13 protein-coding genes and 3 tRNA genes are annotated in these 15,357 nt (G+C 58.8%); 8 read left to right on the forward strand and 8 right to left on the reverse strand.

Annotated features, from left to right (window positions below):
• Nucleotide 1: 1 nt before the first annotated feature.
• From antB to ACA063_RS09770, 3 genes are all read right to left on the reverse strand, one after another.
• Nucleotides 2-493 (reverse strand): anthranilate 1,2-dioxygenase small subunit, encoded by a 492-nt coding sequence (gene antB / locus ACA063_RS09760; RefSeq protein ID WP_497665680.1) that lies wholly within the window; start codon nucleotides 491-493, stop codon nucleotides 2-4.
• Nucleotides 494-495: 2 nt separating this feature from the next.
• Nucleotides 496-1,899: an anthranilate 1,2-dioxygenase large subunit gene (gene antA / locus ACA063_RS09765; RefSeq protein ID WP_497665681.1), complete on the reverse strand. Its 1,404-nt coding sequence runs from the start codon at nucleotides 1,897-1,899 to the stop codon at nucleotides 496-498.
• Between the two features lie 125 nt (nucleotides 1,900-2,024).
• Entirely contained in the window at nucleotides 2,025-2,180 is a 156-nt protein-coding gene (locus ACA063_RS09770) for a hypothetical protein (RefSeq protein ID WP_194690392.1), read from the reverse strand.
• A gap of 78 nt (nucleotides 2,181-2,258) precedes the next feature.
• On the opposite strand from ACA063_RS09770, the gene ACA063_RS09775 reads away from it, so the two are divergent.
• The 3 genes from ACA063_RS09775 (at nucleotide 2,259) to ACA063_RS09785 (ending at nucleotide 5,779) form a co-directional block, all read left to right on the forward strand.
• Complete coding sequence (locus ACA063_RS09775) at nucleotides 2,259-3,509, forward strand: OprD family porin (protein WP_497665682.1); 1,251 nt, start codon at nucleotides 2,259-2,261, stop codon at nucleotides 3,507-3,509.
• Between the two features lie 259 nt (nucleotides 3,510-3,768).
• Nucleotides 3,769-4,782: an AraC family transcriptional regulator gene (locus ACA063_RS09780; protein WP_178114324.1), complete on the forward strand. Its 1,014-nt coding sequence runs from the start codon at nucleotides 3,769-3,771 to the stop codon at nucleotides 4,780-4,782.
• Nucleotide 4,783: 1 nt separating this feature from the next.
• On the forward strand, nucleotides 4,784-5,779 hold the full coding sequence (locus ACA063_RS09785) for an AraC family transcriptional regulator (protein ID WP_497665683.1): 996 nt from the start codon (nucleotides 4,784-4,786) through the stop codon (nucleotides 5,777-5,779).
• 98 nt (nucleotides 5,780-5,877) lie between these two features.
• Here ACA063_RS09785 and ACA063_RS09790 read toward each other — a convergent pair.
• Nucleotides 5,878-5,953, reverse strand: a tRNA-Asn gene (locus tag ACA063_RS09790).
• A gap of 227 nt (nucleotides 5,954-6,180) precedes the next feature.
• Between ACA063_RS09790 and ACA063_RS09795 the strand changes: the two genes are divergently transcribed.
• On the forward strand, nucleotides 6,181-6,411 hold the full coding sequence (locus ACA063_RS09795; RefSeq protein WP_194690388.1) for a hypothetical protein: 231 nt from the start codon (nucleotides 6,181-6,183) through the stop codon (nucleotides 6,409-6,411).
• On the opposite strand, the gene ACA063_RS09800 is transcribed toward ACA063_RS09795, so the two are convergent.
• The gene (locus ACA063_RS09800) at nucleotides 6,408-6,608 is read right to left on the reverse strand and encodes a hypothetical protein (protein ID WP_194690387.1); all 201 of its coding nucleotides are present in this window, start codon (nucleotides 6,606-6,608) and stop codon (nucleotides 6,408-6,410) included. The genes ACA063_RS09795 and ACA063_RS09800 overlap by 4 nt on opposite strands.
• A 291-nt stretch (nucleotides 6,609-6,899) precedes the next feature.
• The gene (locus ACA063_RS09805) at nucleotides 6,900-8,096 is read right to left on the reverse strand and encodes an amino acid aminotransferase (RefSeq protein ID WP_497665684.1); all 1,197 of its coding nucleotides are present in this window, start codon (nucleotides 8,094-8,096) and stop codon (nucleotides 6,900-6,902) included.
• 351 nt (nucleotides 8,097-8,447) lie between these two features.
• Between ACA063_RS09805 and uvrB the strand changes: the two genes are divergently transcribed.
• Nucleotides 8,448-10,463: an excinuclease ABC subunit UvrB gene (gene uvrB / locus ACA063_RS09810; protein WP_490146001.1), complete on the forward strand. Its 2,016-nt coding sequence runs from the start codon at nucleotides 8,448-8,450 to the stop codon at nucleotides 10,461-10,463.
• A 132-nt stretch (nucleotides 10,464-10,595) separates the two neighbouring features.
• Here the strand turns inward: uvrB and ACA063_RS09815 are convergent, their stop codons facing one another.
• A complete protein-coding gene (locus tag ACA063_RS09815; RefSeq protein WP_497665685.1) occupies nucleotides 10,596-12,146 on the reverse strand; it encodes an MDR family MFS transporter in 1,551 nt (516 codons plus the stop codon).
• Complete coding sequence (locus ACA063_RS09820) at nucleotides 12,136-13,185, reverse strand: HlyD family secretion protein (protein ID WP_497665686.1); 1,050 nt, start codon at nucleotides 13,183-13,185, stop codon at nucleotides 12,136-12,138. Before ACA063_RS09820 ends, ACA063_RS09815 begins: the two co-directional genes overlap by 11 nt.
• 220 nt (nucleotides 13,186-13,405) lie before the next feature.
• Here ACA063_RS09820 and gltX point away from each other — a divergent pair, with 220 nt between their 5' ends.
• The 3 genes from gltX to ACA063_RS09835 all read left to right on the forward strand — a co-directional run bounded on the left by gltX (nucleotide 13,406) and on the right by ACA063_RS09835 (nucleotide 15,355).
• Nucleotides 13,406-14,887, forward strand: coding sequence for a glutamate--tRNA ligase (gene gltX / locus ACA063_RS09825; protein WP_497665687.1), 1,482 nt, complete (start codon nucleotides 13,406-13,408; stop codon nucleotides 14,885-14,887).
• Nucleotides 14,888-15,124: 237 nt separating this feature from the next.
• Nucleotides 15,125-15,200 (forward strand) — tRNA-Ala (locus ACA063_RS09830).
• A gap of 79 nt (nucleotides 15,201-15,279) precedes the next feature.
• Nucleotides 15,280-15,355: transfer RNA gene (locus tag ACA063_RS09835), tRNA-Glu, on the forward strand.
• Nucleotides 15,356-15,357 lie beyond the last annotated feature (2 nt).

Consider the following 15,357-nt stretch of genomic DNA (forward strand, 5'->3'; position numbering starts at 1 on the left):
TTCAAAGATGGTAGAAATCGAGCACGGAGTTGATCGTGTCGTTGAGCAGCACCACGTGTTTGCGGGCGATTTTCCAGCTCTCGCCGTCGGGGCGCAGGCGGTACGTGGCGCGGCCGAAGAATTGCTCGGCGGTCTGCATGCGGTAGTACAGGGTGCTCCAGTTGACGCGCACCTCCAGCTCATCGTCCTGCAGCGGCGCAATGCGCACGTTGCTGATCAGGTGCAAGGTGCGCGGCATCGGGATGGTCGACGCGGCCTTGCCGGTGCGAATGCGGAACACCCGGTCTTCCAGGCCGCCCCGGTTGGGGTAATAGATCAGCGACATGCCTTTTTTCGGGTCGGTGGTGTAGACGTGCTCCGAATCCCATTGCGGCAGGTGGAATTCGCTGTCGTCGCTGAACATGTCCAGGTAGGTGTCCCAGTCCTGGGCATCACAGGCCTCGACGTTGCGGTAAAGAAATTGCTCGACGCGGTATTGCAGTTGCGAATTCATGTTCACACCTCACGCAGTTTCAACGGTTGTTGTTCGGCCGCCTTGCGCGCCAGGCCTTCGAGCAAAAAGCGCTGCCAGTTGGCGTGCTGGTTGACGTACAGGCCTTCATGGGTGAATTCGGTGCCGGTCAGTGCCGGGGCGATGCCAATGGTCTCGCTGTTGGGAGTGGCGCCTTCGACCCACTTGCCATGGCCGCGGGAAATGTCGCTCCAGCGCTCCAGGCGGGCCTGGAAGCCGCGCTGGGCTTCACGGAACTCCACCAGGTCGTCAGGGGTACCCATGCCGGACACGTTGAAGAAATCTTCGAACTGGCGGATGCGGTTTTCCCGATCCGCATCCGATTCGCCGACCACGCCCAGGCAGAAGCTGTTGATCTCGGTCTTGTTCCAGGCCAGCGGACGGATGATCCGCAGCTGCGAGCTGATCTGGTCGAGGAAGAACATGCTCGGGTAGACGTTCAGGTTGCGCAGGCGATGCATCATCCACTCGGCCTTGCCCTGGCCGTGTTCCTTGACCAGGCGCGGCATGATGCTCGCGTAGCCCGGGCGCACGGCCGGGTTGGGCATGTCGCTGAACAGCAAGCTGTGGCCGTTGTGGAAGGCGAACCAGCCGTCGTCGGTTTCCTTGTCGCCAGCACCCAGCTTGCTGTAGTCCAGGGTGTCGCTGGCGCTTAGGCCTTTTTCGGCGTTGACCTGCTGGCGGTGCTGCACGGTGGCTACGTAGTTGTAGTGGACGGTGCTGACGTGATAACCGTCCAGGCCGTTCTCGTTCTGCAGTTTCCAGTTGCCTTCGTAGGTGTAGGCCGACTTGCCCGGCAGGACTTCGAGCTGACCGGTCGGCGACTGCGCCACCATCATGTCGAAGAACACCTTGGCGTCACCGAGGAAGTCTTCGAGGGTGTCGGTGCCTTCCACGTTGAGGCTGACGAACACAAAGCCGTTGTAGCTTTCGATACGGGCCTTTTTCAGGCCGCGGGTGGCCTTGTCGAAATCTTCGGGGTATTCGCCCGGCGCCTTGACCTTCACCAGTCGGCCGTCGCTTTTGTAGCACCAGGCGTGGAAGGGGCAGGTGAAGGTTGACTGGTTACCCTTGCCAACGCGGGTGAGGGTGGTGCCGCGGTGCTGGCAGGCATTGATCAGGGCGTTGAGACGACCTTCACCGTCGCGGGTGATGATCAGCGGCTGGCGCCCGGCACGCAGGGTCATGAAGTCGTGATTATTGGCGATTTCGCTTTCGTGGCAGGCGTAGATCCAGTTCTTCTCGAAAATCAGTTCCATTTCCAGATCGAACAATTGCGGGTCGGTAAACATATCGCGGGCAATACGATAAACACCGTCTTGCGGACGGAAGTCCAGGCAACTTTCTATGTAACTTTTCCACTGTTCGACACTTCGTGCAGTTGTCATATCCCGGTCCTCGGCCAATGGGCTAATTCATGGGTCCATTTAATGACGTGGTGGCGAGCACGGTCTATCCGGTTATTAGTGGAAACCCATCCGCAAAATAAGCTTTATTTTTGGTTGATAGCGCATTAGCCCAGTAAATACGGGCTTTTGTCGCGGCTGGCGGCTGAGCAATCGGCTAATTGTCTTTCAGTAACGGGATAGCCGTTGACGAACTTATTGCGGCTTAATTTCAATCGAAGCACCACCAGAGTGTCTCGCTGCAGGTCACTGGAAACTGCCATTGCTCATGGCCTTGGGTTCTGTGCCAGAAGGGCCTTCTATTAATGTTTGTTCTATACGCGGCAGGGGGAATAAATAATATGTTGGATAAAGCGTGGCTCATTCGGGGCGTTCAAACAGTTGGCTTGTTGACGCCATTATTGGCACAGGCGGATGTGGTCAGTGACAGCAAGCTGACGCTGGGGACCCGCAACTTTTACATCGATCGGGATTACAAGGAGAACAACCCTCCGCATTCTCGGGTGGGCAGCTGGACCCAGGGTTTCGACCTGCGTTTCGCTTCCGGCTATACCGAAGGCCCGGTGCAGTTCGGCCTCGATGCAGAGGCGCAATATGCCTATCGTCTGGACGGCGGTGGCGGGCGCGGTGATGACTCCATCATCCCCTACAGCCAAAGCCGTCAGGCGCAGGCCGATGACTATGGCCGTGGCGGTGTGACGTTGAAAATGCGCTACTCGAAAACCGAGCTGAAAGTCGGTGAGTTGCGGCCGTTTCTGCCCGTGGTGATCATTGACGACTCGCGCCAACTGGTCACGACCTATCGCGGTGCCTTGCTCGAGTCCAAGGAGGTCGACCGTCTGACATTGACCGCCGGACGGCTGACGGAGATCGGGGCGCGTAACTCCTCCAACTACGAAAAGCTGTATCTGCAGACCGGCTCCGGCGTGCGCCACGGCAGCGATGGCCTTAACCTCGCCGGCGCCAGCTATGCCTTCACCCCTTCGTTGACCGGCACCTACTTCTACGCGCAACTGGAAGACATCTACCAACAGCACTACCTGGGTATCACTCATCTGGCAGACCTGGGTGACGGTTATGGGCTGAAGACCGACCTGCGTTACTTCAACAACAACGAAGATGGCGACGCCCTCTACGGCGACATCGACAACCGTTCCTACGGCGCCATGACTTCGCTGAAAAAGGGCGGGCATCGGTTTGGCGTGGGCTACCAGCGTATGCTCGGCGACAGCAACTTCCCGACCTTGGGCGGTTATGTCCCGCAGCCGTTTCTGGTGAACTGGTCGCGGGTCGCGTTCATCAAGCCCAACGAAAAATCCTGGCAATTGCGTTATGACTACGACTTTGCCGCCCTCGGCGTCCCGGGGCTGACCTTCATGACCCGATACTTCAAGGGCACGTCGGTGGACCGCGGCGACAACCTCAGCCAGGCAGCGGAGCAGGAACGCAACCTGGTGCTGTCGTATGTGGTGCAAAGCGGCCCGCTCAAAGGCGTCGGTGTGGAGGCCGGCAATGTTGTCGCCAAATTCAGCCACGGTAATGACTGGGTGGAGAACCGCCTGATCACCACTTACACCTGGAAATTTTGGTAACGTCCTGCCCTCAAATCGAGCGCGGTTGGGCGCTGAAGTGACGCCTTGGGTAGCGCATTACCCAAGGCGTTGACCCTGACCGGCACCGTTGCTGTGCGCGTCAACGCCGCTTGATGCGCTCGATATCCAGATAGTGTCCGATTACTAGCCTGAAAATGCGGATATCGCCTGTTCGCACCGGCTGGGCATAGCCCTTGCTAATCCAATGAGAATACGCGCCGAAGAGCGTGTCGATGTTCATTGCCGTGGGTGTACTGAAATGACCGAACCAAACGTTGCCCAGTTTCGAGATATCCGTATAGACCGCTATGACCTGGCCGGCGCCCGTGCATGGATGGCCGGCATTTGCGGGCCGCACGAACTGCAGACCTCTCAACCGAACCGGATTCAGTTTCACCACAAGGCCAATGTGTTCAAGTCCATGTCCACGACCTTGGGCCGGATGGAGTACGGCACCGACGTGACCATCGGCGTCGAGGATGTCGAACACCTCAATTGCTACAGCCTCAGCCTGCCCATTCGCGGCGAGCAGGAGCTGATCAAGGACGGCCGCCGGTTGTACTCCAGTCAGGACCAGGGCCTGATCGTGACGCCCCACGAAACCCAGTCACTGAGCATGGCCGGCGATTGCCACAAAATCTCCGTGGTGATCACCCGCATGGCTATGCGTCAGACCCTCGAAGGCATGCTGCAGCGTCCACTGGAAACGCCGCTGAAATTCGAACCCGTGATGGATGCGGTCAACGGCGCCTCAGCCTCCTGGTGGCGGCTGGCCCGTCACTACATTGATGAGCTGGAGCGCGGTCACGACCTGTTCAATCAGGTGTATTTCACCCGCGATATCGAAAGCGCGCTGATCAAGGGCCTCATCCTTTCTCAGCCCAATAATTACAGTGCCGAGTTGCGTGAACAGCTGGGCGCCAAGTTGCCGTACTACCTGGTGCGCGCCAAGGACTTCATCGAAAGCAACGCCCGCGAAGACATGCACCTGGAAGACATCGAGGCGGCAGCAGGTGTGTCACGTTTCAAATTGTTCGAAGGCTTTCGCAAACACTTCGGCGTCTCCCCCATGGCTTACCTGAAAAAGTTTCGCCTCGGCGCCGTGCGCCAGGAAATCCTTGAAGACGCCTCGGTGCGCAACATCTCCGTGATCGCGATGTGCTGGGGATTTTCGCACCTGGGGCGATTCGCCAGCGAATACCGCAAGCTGTTCAACGAAACGCCCAGCAAAACCCTGCAACGCAGCGAAGCCCGTCGCAACCGGTCGCTTTGAAATGACGACTTTACAGGCGGCCACCGCCAACAGCGTCGGCCTGAACTTGTCGCTGATGTGCCGCGAGCCGGTCTTCACCAGCCGCTCGGCGCAGGAAACCCAGCGGTTGATGGGGCAAGCGCTGGTGGAACATGAGCTGGATTGGCCGCGAGGCGGTGTCGATACGGCGTTCTATCGCGGCAAGGTCGCCAGTTGCGAACTGTATGCGCTGCGCTACGGCGGCCAGGTTGAAATCCGCCCGCAGCCTTTCGAAGATTTCGTCTTGGTGCAGATGCCACTGCGCGGCAGCGCCACCCTGGAGTCTGACGGCATGGGTTTTAGCGTCAGTCCTGGAGAAGTGGCGATTCTGTCGCCGCGTGAGCAGGCCCGAGTGGTGTGGGAGGAGGGCTGCGAGCAACTGATCCTCAAACTGCCGCGGGCATTACTCGACGAGAGCCAGAGGGTGCTGGCCGATGACTTGCCATCGGGATTCAGATTGGCGCCGGTCAGCCGCCTGCAACGGCCGCTGGCGGTGCGCTGGTTTCGTCTGGTCAGCGAATTGCTGGAGCACCTGCCCGAGGGACTGGGGAGCACAACGCCTTCGCGCTGGTTACAGCATTTGGAGCAAAGCTTGCCGCTGTTTCTGCTCAGTCATTGCGGCGTTGCCCAACAAGCCTCGCCCTCGCTGCGTCAGCCCACGCTTCAATTGCATAAAATCGACGCCTGTATGCGCGAGCACCTTGCCCAGGGCATCAGCCTGGCTGAACTGGCGACAGCCGTGGGCATGAGCATTCGCAGTCTGAATACCCTGTGCCAGCGCGAATACGGCCAAAGTCCGATGGACCGCTTGCGTGGGTTGCGCCTTCAAGCCGCTCGGGAGTATTTACTGGCCAGGCCACACGCCAGCGTGACTGAGGTGGCGCTGGAGTTTGGCTTTGGGCACGTGGGGCGGTTTGCCAATTATTATCGGCAGCGTTTTGGAGAGTTGCCGAAACAAACGGTGAAGTCACAGGCGTGAGCCGGTCGAGATCCAGATCATCAGAAACGAAAAAACCCGCCAGGAGGCGGGTTTTTTTGGGCTTCAGAGAATGTGGACGCTTTCTCTGGAACCGTGTCTGGCTCCACGACCTGGACTCGAACCAGGGACCCAGTGATTAACAGTCACTTGCTCTACCAACTGAGCTATCGCGGAATGGCGTGTATGTTACTGATTCAAAAAGAGAAGTCAAGCATCTGTTGGTAACTTGATGGATTCATCGGGACGGACGGTGGTTTATCGGTTATTGGCGGTTACCAGAATCGGTTCAGAGGTCTACCATGGCCGCCCGGAAGTGGTTACACGCGCTGCCGGCCATTCGCCGAAAAGGTACGCGCCATGAATCACTCAGTCCTCCCGCCTCAAACTACCGAGGTGATCGCATGACGATCGCTCAGATCAGCCTGCCTAAAGGTGTCGGCCCGCACGCCGAGAAATTGTTCGATGCAATCACTCAGGCCAGCACGGCTGACGAATTGAATCGGGCGGGCGGTAAGGCTGAAGGCTTCGTCCTCGGCCTGGAAAGCACCAAGGCGATCAAAAGCCAGGTCGCTGAATCGCTCTATGTTGCCTATGACGACGCCGCCAGCCAGCGTGCAGCCGAACTGGCTTAACCGCCAAAGGTAAAGGTGCCGAGCATCAGCTTGGCGTACAGCATCGTGGCGGCCAGTTGCACCAGCCATAAGGCGAGGCCGCCGAGAAACACGCCAGCGGCCACTTGCATCACAAGGTTATTGCCGCGCTTGGCCGGGGTGCGAGGGACGAAATGGTCCAGTTCGTCACGGTCTGCGCGTAGGTCGTCGTTTTTCATATCGGCTCTCATAAGAAATCTCGGGTGTACTCAAAACCTGTGGAAGCGAGCGCTTTTGTGGCGAGGGAGCTTGCTCCCGCTGGGTCGCGAAGCGGCCCCAACGGCTTTGCGTCTGCTTCGCAGCCGAGCGGGAGCAAGCTCCCTCGCCACACAGGCACCCTCGTCACAGAGGCTCGCTCCCAGCTGATTTGTGTGGAGTTTAGAGGGCGGCGCCACTGCTTTGAGAATTATCTCTGACAAATAAAAAACGGGAAGCCATCTGGCTTCCCGTTTTTCGTATTACAGAATGACTCAGATCACCGCAACGATGGCCTTGGTCACCACATCGATGTTGCTCTGGTTCAGTGCAGCCACGCAGATACGGCCGGTGTCCAGGGCGTAGATGCCAAACTCGTTGCGCAGGCGGGTGACTTGCTCAACCGTCAGGCCGGAGTAGGAGAACATGCCGCGCTGACGACCCACGAAGCTGAAGTCACGCTGCGGGGCGTTTTTTGCCAGCAGGTCGACCATCTGGGTGCGCATGCCGCGAATGCGAAGGCGCATTTCAGCCAGTTCTTCTTCCCACTTCGCACGCAATTCCGGGCTGTTCAGCACGGCAGCGACAATGCTTGCGCCGTGGGTCGGCGGGTTGGAGTAGTTGGTGCGGATCACGCGTTTGACTTGCGAAAGCACGCGCGCGCTTTCTTCTTTCGATTCGCTGACGATCGACAGGGCGCCAACGCGCTCGCCGTACAGCGAGAAAGATTTGGAGAACGAGCTCGAGACAAAGAAGGTCAGGCCCGACTCGGCGAACAGGCGCACGGCGGCGGCGTCTTCGTCGATGCCATCGCCGAAACCTTGATACGCCATGTCGAGGAACGGCACGTGACCTTTGGCTTTCACCACTTCCAGGACGTTTTTCCAGTCTGCCGGGCTCAGGTCAACGCCGGTCGGGTTGTGGCAGCAAGCGTGCAGCACCACGATCGAACCGGACGGCAGGGCGTTCAGGTCTTCCAGCAGGCCCGTACGGTTGACGTCGTGAGTTGCCGCGTCGTAGTAGCGATAGTTCTGTACCGGGAAACCGGCGGTTTCGAACAGTGCGCGGTGGTTTTCCCAGCTTGGGTCGCTGATCGCCACAACAGCGTTCGGCAGCAACTGCTTGAGGAAGTCGGCACCGATTTTCAGTGCGCCGGTACCACCAACAGCCTGGGTGGTGATGACGCGGCCAGCAGCGATCAGCGGCGAGTCATTGCCGAACAGCAGTTTTTGCACGGCCTGGTCGTAGGCGGCGATACCGTCGATCGGCAAGTAGCCACGGGAAGCGTGTTGAGCGACGCGAATCGTCTCGGCTTCGACAACGGCGCGCAGGAGTGGAATTCGCCCCTCCTCGTTGCAGTAAACACCCACCCCCAGGTTGACCTTATTGGTACGGGTATCGGCGTTGAATGCTTCGTTGAGGCCCAGGATTGGATCGCGTGGTGCCATTTCGACAGCGGAGAACAGGCTCATTTTTGCGGCGGCTCTGAATGGAGAGTGGAGGGACGTGTCGCGCTCCAGCCGAATGCACTAGAGCGGTGCACAAACGGGGAGCTAGTATAGAGGCCATCTACGATTGAAGGCGACAGACGAATCGGCTTTTCGGGTAAGTTTTTTGGAATATTTTTCGACCGTTAGTCGAATGCCCGCGTCAAAGACTTCAAGGGATGTAGGACGTTTGCCTTGAAAGCGCGGGCAATCGACTCCACATTGAGCACAATCAAGTTTTTTCCTCGGGCGACGTCAGTCGTTTGCGGCCTTTCTCGTTGCTGCCGGTTTGACCGGGCTGGCGCGACTCCTTGCTCCGAGAACCATGAGGTATGCATGTCTGAATTTCAGCTAGTCACCCGCTTCGAGCCCGCCGGCGATCAGCCGGAAGCCATCCGCCTGATGGTCGAGGGCATCGAAGCCGGGCTCGCGCACCAGACGTTGCTCGGTGTGACCGGCTCGGGCAAGACCTTCAGCATCGCCAACGTCATCGCTCAGGTTCAGCGTCCAACCCTGGTGCTGGCGCCGAACAAGACCCTGGCCGCGCAGCTGTATGGCGAGTTCAAGGCGTTCTTTCCCAATAACGCCGTCGAGTATTTCGTTTCCTACTACGACTACTACCAGCCCGAAGCCTACGTGCCGTCCTCGGATACCTTCATCGAGAAAGACGCCTCGATCAACGACCACATCGAGCAGATGCGACTGTCCGCGACCAAAGCGTTGCTGGAACGCAAGGACGCGATCATCGTCACTACGGTGTCGTGCATCTACGGTCTGGGCAGTCCGGAGACCTATCTGAAGATGGTTTTGCACGTGGATCGTGGCGACAAACTTGATCAACGTGCTTTGCTGCGTCGCCTGGCGGACCTGCAATACACCCGCAACGACATGGAATTTGCCCGTGCGACCTTCCGGGTGCGCGGTGATGTGATCGATATTCACCCGGCGGAATCCGATTTCGAAGCCATTCGCATCGAGTTGTTCGATGACGAGGTCGAGAGCCTGTCAGCTTTCGATCCGTTGACGGGTGAAGTGATCCGCAAACTGCCGCGTTTCACGTTTTATCCGAAAAGCCACTACGTAACGCCGCGAGAAACCCTGCTCGGCGCCATCGAAGGGATCAAGGTCGAGTTGCAGGAGCGCCTGGACTATCTGCGTTCCAACAATAAGCTGGTGGAAGCGCAGCGGCTGGAGCAGCGCACCCGTTTTGACCTGGAGATGATCCTCGAGCTGGGCTACTGCAACGGCATCGAAAACTACTCGCGCTACCTCTCCGGCCGTGAGTCCGGCCAGGCGCCGCCTACCTTGTTCGATTACCTGCCGGCCGACGCCTTGCTGGTGATCGACGAATCCCACGTCAGCGTGCCGCAAGTGGGCGCGATGTATAAGGGCGACCGCTCCCGCAAAGAAACGCTGGTCGAGTACGGCTTCCGCCTGCCGTCGGCGCTGGATAACCGGCCGATGCGTTTCGATGAGTTCGAAAACATCAGCCCGCAAACCATCTTCGTTTCCGCCACGCCGGGTAACTATGAGGCGGAGCACGCCGGCCGCGTTGTCGAGCAATTGGTGCGTCCGACCGGCCTGGTGGATCCGCAAATCGAGATCCGTCCGGCATTGACCCAGGTCGACGATCTGCTGTCGGAAATCGGCAAGCGTGTAGCGCTGGGAGAACGGGTGTTGGTCACGACGTTGACCAAACGCATGTCCGAAGACCTCACCGATTACCTGGCGGATCATGGCGTGCGGGTGCGCTACCTGCACTCGGACATCGACACCGTGGAGCGGGTCGAAATCATTCGCGATCTGCGCCTGGGCACCTTCGATGTGCTGGTGGGGATCAACCTGCTGCGTGAAGGCCTGGACATGCCGGAGGTCTCGCTGGTGGCGATCCTCGATGCGGACAAGGAAGGCTTCCTGCGCTCCGAGCGCTCGTTGATCCAGACCATTGGGCGCGCGGCGCGTAACCTCAATGGCCGGGCGATTCTGTATGCGGACCGGATCACCGGTTCTATGGAGCGCGCGATAGGCGAAACCGAACGCCGGCGCGACAAGCAGATCGCGTTCAACCTGGCCAACGGCATCACGCCCAAGGGTGTGTTCAAGGACGTTGCCGACATCATGGAAGGCGCCACCGTGCCGGGTTCGCGCAGCAAGAAGCGCAAAGGCATGGCCAAGGCTGCCGAGGAAAGTGCCAAGTACGAAGCCGAACTGCGCTCGCCGGGCGAAGTCGCCAAGCGCATCAAGGCCCTGGAAGAGAAGATGTATCAGCTTGCGCGTGATCTGGAATTTGAGGCTGCGGCGCAGATGCGCGATGAAATCACCAAGTTGCGGGATCGGTTGATTGCTGTTTGATATTCGCGGTGCCTGGGCTGGCCTCATCGCGAGCAGGCTCACTCCTACAATGGGCTTCGCAACGTTCACTATCGCGTGAATACCCGAAAACCCTGCAGGAGTGAGCCTGCTCGCGATGGGGGCAACCCGGTTTCAATGAGCCTCGCCAGCCTTCAACCCCGCCGGCAACGCCTTGGTCAACAACACCGCGATCATGCTGATGCCAAGCGCAATCCCCACAAAATGAAACGCATCGTTGTACGCCATTATCGACGCCTGTTGATGGGCGATCTCGCTCAGCTTGCCCAGCGCCGCCGTTTCACTGCCGAACCTGTCCGCCATCGACGCCATTCGCTCGGCCACCTGCGGGTTGGTGGGCACCAGCGCCTCTCGTAAATAATCAAAGTACGTCTTCGTTCGCGCATCCAGCAGCGTGGCGAGGAGGGCGATGCCAATCGCGCCGCCCAGGTTACGCAGGATGTTGAACAGGCTCGATGCCGACCCCGCATCCTGGGGCAGGATGTAGGCGGTGGCGATCAACGAAATGGTGACCATGATCAACGGCTGGCCCAGCGCGCGAATAATTTGAATTTGATTGAACTGCGGCCCGGCAAAGTCCGGGTTCAGCACCCCTGACGAAAAACTCGCCAGCCCGAACAACCCGAAGCCCAAGGTGCACAACCACTTGGGCGAGATGTACTTCATCAGTTTCGGCACCAATGGAATCAGGAACAGCTGCGGAACGCCCATCCACATGATCACTTCGCCGATCTGCAAGGCGTTGTAGTTCTGGATCTGCGCCAGGTACAACGGCAGCAGGTAAATCGAACCGTACAGCCCGACGCCCATCCCGAGGCTGGAAATGCTCGATAGGCCGAAGTTGCGATTGCGCAAGATGCCGAGGTTGATCAGCGGATTGGGTTTGGACACTTGCACGATCACAAAAGTGATCAGACTGATCAGCGCAATGCTGCCCAGGGAAACGATCAGGCTCGATTCCAGCCAGTCCTTGCGATGGCCTTCCTCCAGAAAAACCTGCAAGCAACCGAGGCCGACACCCAGGGTGAGAATGCCCATGTAGTCCGTGCTTTTGAGCAGTTCCCAGTGTGCTTCCTTCTTCTCCAGGCCATACATCAGGCCGGCAATCATGATCAGGCCCGGTGGGATGTTGATGTAGAAAATGTACTCCCAGCCCCAGTTCTCAGTCAGCCAGCCGCCCAGCGTCGGGCCGATTGAAGGTGCAAACGTGGCGGTCATGGCAAACATCGCCATGCCTTTCGCGCGGTGGTGTTCGGGGAGTTTGATCAGCGTCAGGGTAAACGCCAGAGGGATCAGCGCGCCGCCCGTAAAGCCTTGCAGAGCGCGGAAAACGATCATGCTTTCCAGGCTCCAGGCCATCGAGCAGAGCAGCGAGGCCACGAGGAACCCCAGCGAAACCCACACCGCCAATCGTCGTGCCGAGAGCAACTGCACCAGCCAGGCGGTCAGCGGGATCATGATGATTTCCGCGACCAGGTAGGAGGTGGAAATCCACGAGCCCTCTTCGAGGGTGGCCGACAGTGCGCCTTGAATATCCTTGAGCGAAGAGTTGGTGATCTGGATATCAAGCACGGCCATGAAGGCGCCGAGCATCACACTCATGACCGCGATCCAGTCCCGCCGGGTCGGTTCGCCGACCGGGCGGATCAGTTGATCACCGGCCATCGTCAGGGGCGTCTTTGATGTTCACTTTGGCGGTGACCGACATGCCCGGGCGAATCTTGCCGTGCAGCGGATTGTCCGCGGCGAAGGTCAGTTTTACCGGAATCCGTTGTACGACTTTGGTGAAGTTGCCGGTCGCATTGTCCGGCGGCAGCAGGCTGAACTGTGCGCCCGAAGCGGCGAACAGGCTGTCGACCCGGGCTTCGATCGGGGTGTCGCTGTAAGCATCAAACGTCAGTTCGGCTTTCTGGCCAGGCTGCATGTGGCCGATCTGGGTTTCCTTGAAATTGGCCTGAATCCAGATGTCTTGATCCGGCACGATCGACAGCAGATAGGCGCCGGCCTGCACATATTGGCCATTGCGCGCGGCTCGTTGGCCGATCAGGCCGCTGATGGGCGCGTGGATTTCGCTGCGAGTGAGGTTCAGTTCTGCCTGGGCCAGGTCGGTTTTGGCGTTGGAGATCATCGCGTCCAGACGCTTGATTTCGGCGCTCAGGGCGTTGACTTGCTGGCGCTGACTTTGCGCATCCGCCTGGGCTTTGGTCACTTGCGAGCGTGCAATGTGATTGTCGGCGGAAAGGGTGGTGACCCGTTCTTCCGATACGTAGCCGGGTTTACGCAAGGTTTCGGCCCGGGATAAATCGATCTGCGAGCGGCTGAGGCTGGCCTGGCTGGAGGCGACCTGTGCATCGCTGGCGGCGATCTGGCTGGCTTGTTGAGTGAGTTTGCTCTGCGCTTGCAGGCGTTCGGCCTGGCGCGTGGCGAGGGTGGCGTTGGCCCGGTCGACGGCGAGGTGGAAATCATCGCCTTCAAGCTTGATCAGCAGCTGGCCTTTCTCGACGTGCTGGTTGTCTTGCACCAGCACCTCATCGATACGCGCCCCCAGTTGGCTCGAGACGCGGGTGATCTCGCCCTGCACATAGGCGTTGTCGGTGCTTTCGTAAAACCGTCCCTTGAAGAACCAGTGGGCAAAGAAGCCCCCGGCGATCAACAGGACGATCAACAGGAAAATAAACAGGCGACGCTTGAGTTGGGCAGGCATGGGGCAGACTGTAGTCGAGAAATTGTAAGGAAAGTTATCAGCCGGTGAATCTCGCATACAGCCGATAAACGGTAAATGCCAATGGCTGATATTTGGCCATTCACCGGGCTATCAGCACTTTGTAGACCCAACCTTGGCTTAAATGCCCTGCTGACTGGAGCCGGGCCGCTGTCGCCTGTTACCATTCGCCCTTTGTTTTATCTTCATTTCGAGACTTGCCATGACCACCGTCCGCACTCGCATCGCGCCATCGCCTACCGGGGATCCCCACGTAGGTACCGCTTACATCGCTTTGTTCAACTACTGCTTTGCCAAGCAGCATGGCGGTGAGTTCATCCTGCGGATTGAAGACACTGATCAATTGCGTTCGACCCGCGAGTCCGAACAACAGATTTTCGACGCCCTGCGCTGGTTGGGTATCGACTGGAGCGAAGGTCCGGACGTTGGCGGCCCGCACGGTCCTTATCGTCAAAGCGAGCGTGGCGAGATCTATCAGAAGTACTGCCAGCAACTGGTCGAAATGGGCCACGCGTTCCCGTGTTTCTGCACCAGCGACGAGCTGGACCAGATGCGCGCCGAGCAGATGGCGCGTGGCGAAACCCCGCGCTACGACGGCCGTGCGCTGCTGCTGTCTGCAGAGGAAGTCGCGCGCCGCCTGGCCGCTGGCGAACCTCATGTGATCCGCATGAAGGTGCCGAGCGAAGGCGTTTGCGTGGTTCCGGACATGCTGCGTGGCGACGTCGAGATCCCGTGGGATCGCATGGACATGCAAGTACTGATGAAGACCGACGGCCTGCCGACGTACTTCCTGGCCAACGTGGTCGATGACCACTTGATGGGCATCACCCACGTACTGCGCGGCGAAGAGTGGCTGCCTTCGGCGCCGAAACTGATCCTGCTCTACGAGTACTTCGGTTGGGAACAGCCGGAACTGTGCTACATGCCTCTGCTGCGTAACCCGGACAAGAGCAAGTTGTCCAAGCGCAAAAACCCGACCTCGGTGACGTTCTACGAGCGCATGGGCTTCATGCCGGAAGCGATGCTGAATTACCTGGGCCGCATGGGCTGGTCGATGCCGGACGAGCGTGAGAAGTTCTCGCTGCAGGAAATGGTCGACAACTTTGACCTGAAGCGTGTTTCCCTGGGCGGGCCGATTTTCGACATCGAGAAACTGTCCTGGCTCAACGGCCAGTGGCTGCGTGATCTGCCGGTGGAAGAGTTTGCTTCGCGCCTGCAGACCTGGGCACTGAATCCTGAATACATGATGAAGATCGCGCCGCACGTCCAGGGCCGGGTTGAAACGTTCAGCCAGGTCGCACCGCTGGCCGGCTTTTTCTTCGCTGGCGGCGTGAACCCGGATGCGAAGCTGTTTGAATCGAAGAAGCTGTCGAGCGATCAGGTGCGTCAGCTGATGCAGTTGATCCTGTGGAAGCTTGAGAGCCTGCGTCAATGGGAGAAGGACAGCATCACCGCGACGATTCAGGCGGTAGTCGAATCCCTGGAACTGAAGCTGCGTGACGCCATGCCACTTATGTTCGCCTCGATCACGGGCCAGGCCAGTTCGGTTTCGGTGCTTGATGCGATGGAGATCCTCGGGCCGGACCTGACCCGTTTCCGTCTGCGCCAGGCCATCGACTTGCTCGGTGGTGTGTCGAAGAAAGAAAACAAAGAGTGGGAAAAACTCTTGGGCAACATCGCCTGATTCGTTGCGGTTCCCGAAAAGATCGCAGGCTTCGCAAGCTCCTACATTTGGAATGCATTCCCCTGTAGGAGCTGCCGCAGGCTGCGATCTTTTGATCTTGCTGTTGCCAGCACCCCCATTTCCCGGGGGAAGGGCGGTAAGTGATTGTTATGTCGGCAAAAAACTTTGAAATATTTTAAAAATAAGTTTGACAGCCTTTCGATGCGCCATTAAGATTCGCCCCGTCCTCAGCGATGAGGGGCTATAGCTCAGCTGGGAGAGCGCTTGCATGGCATGCAAGAGGTCGACGGTTCGATCCCGTCTAGCTCCACCAATTTACACTTCAAGGTCTGGCCACACCGGCCTTGAAGCGATCAACACTCAGCGTTGATCTGTTGTATAGAAGGGTTTGCGTCCCCTTCGTCTAGTGGCCTAGGACACCGCCCTTTCACGGCGGTAACAGGGGTTCGAGTCCCCTAGGGGACGCCAGT

This window comes from Pseudomonas sp. LBUM1643 (assembly GCF_059716215.1).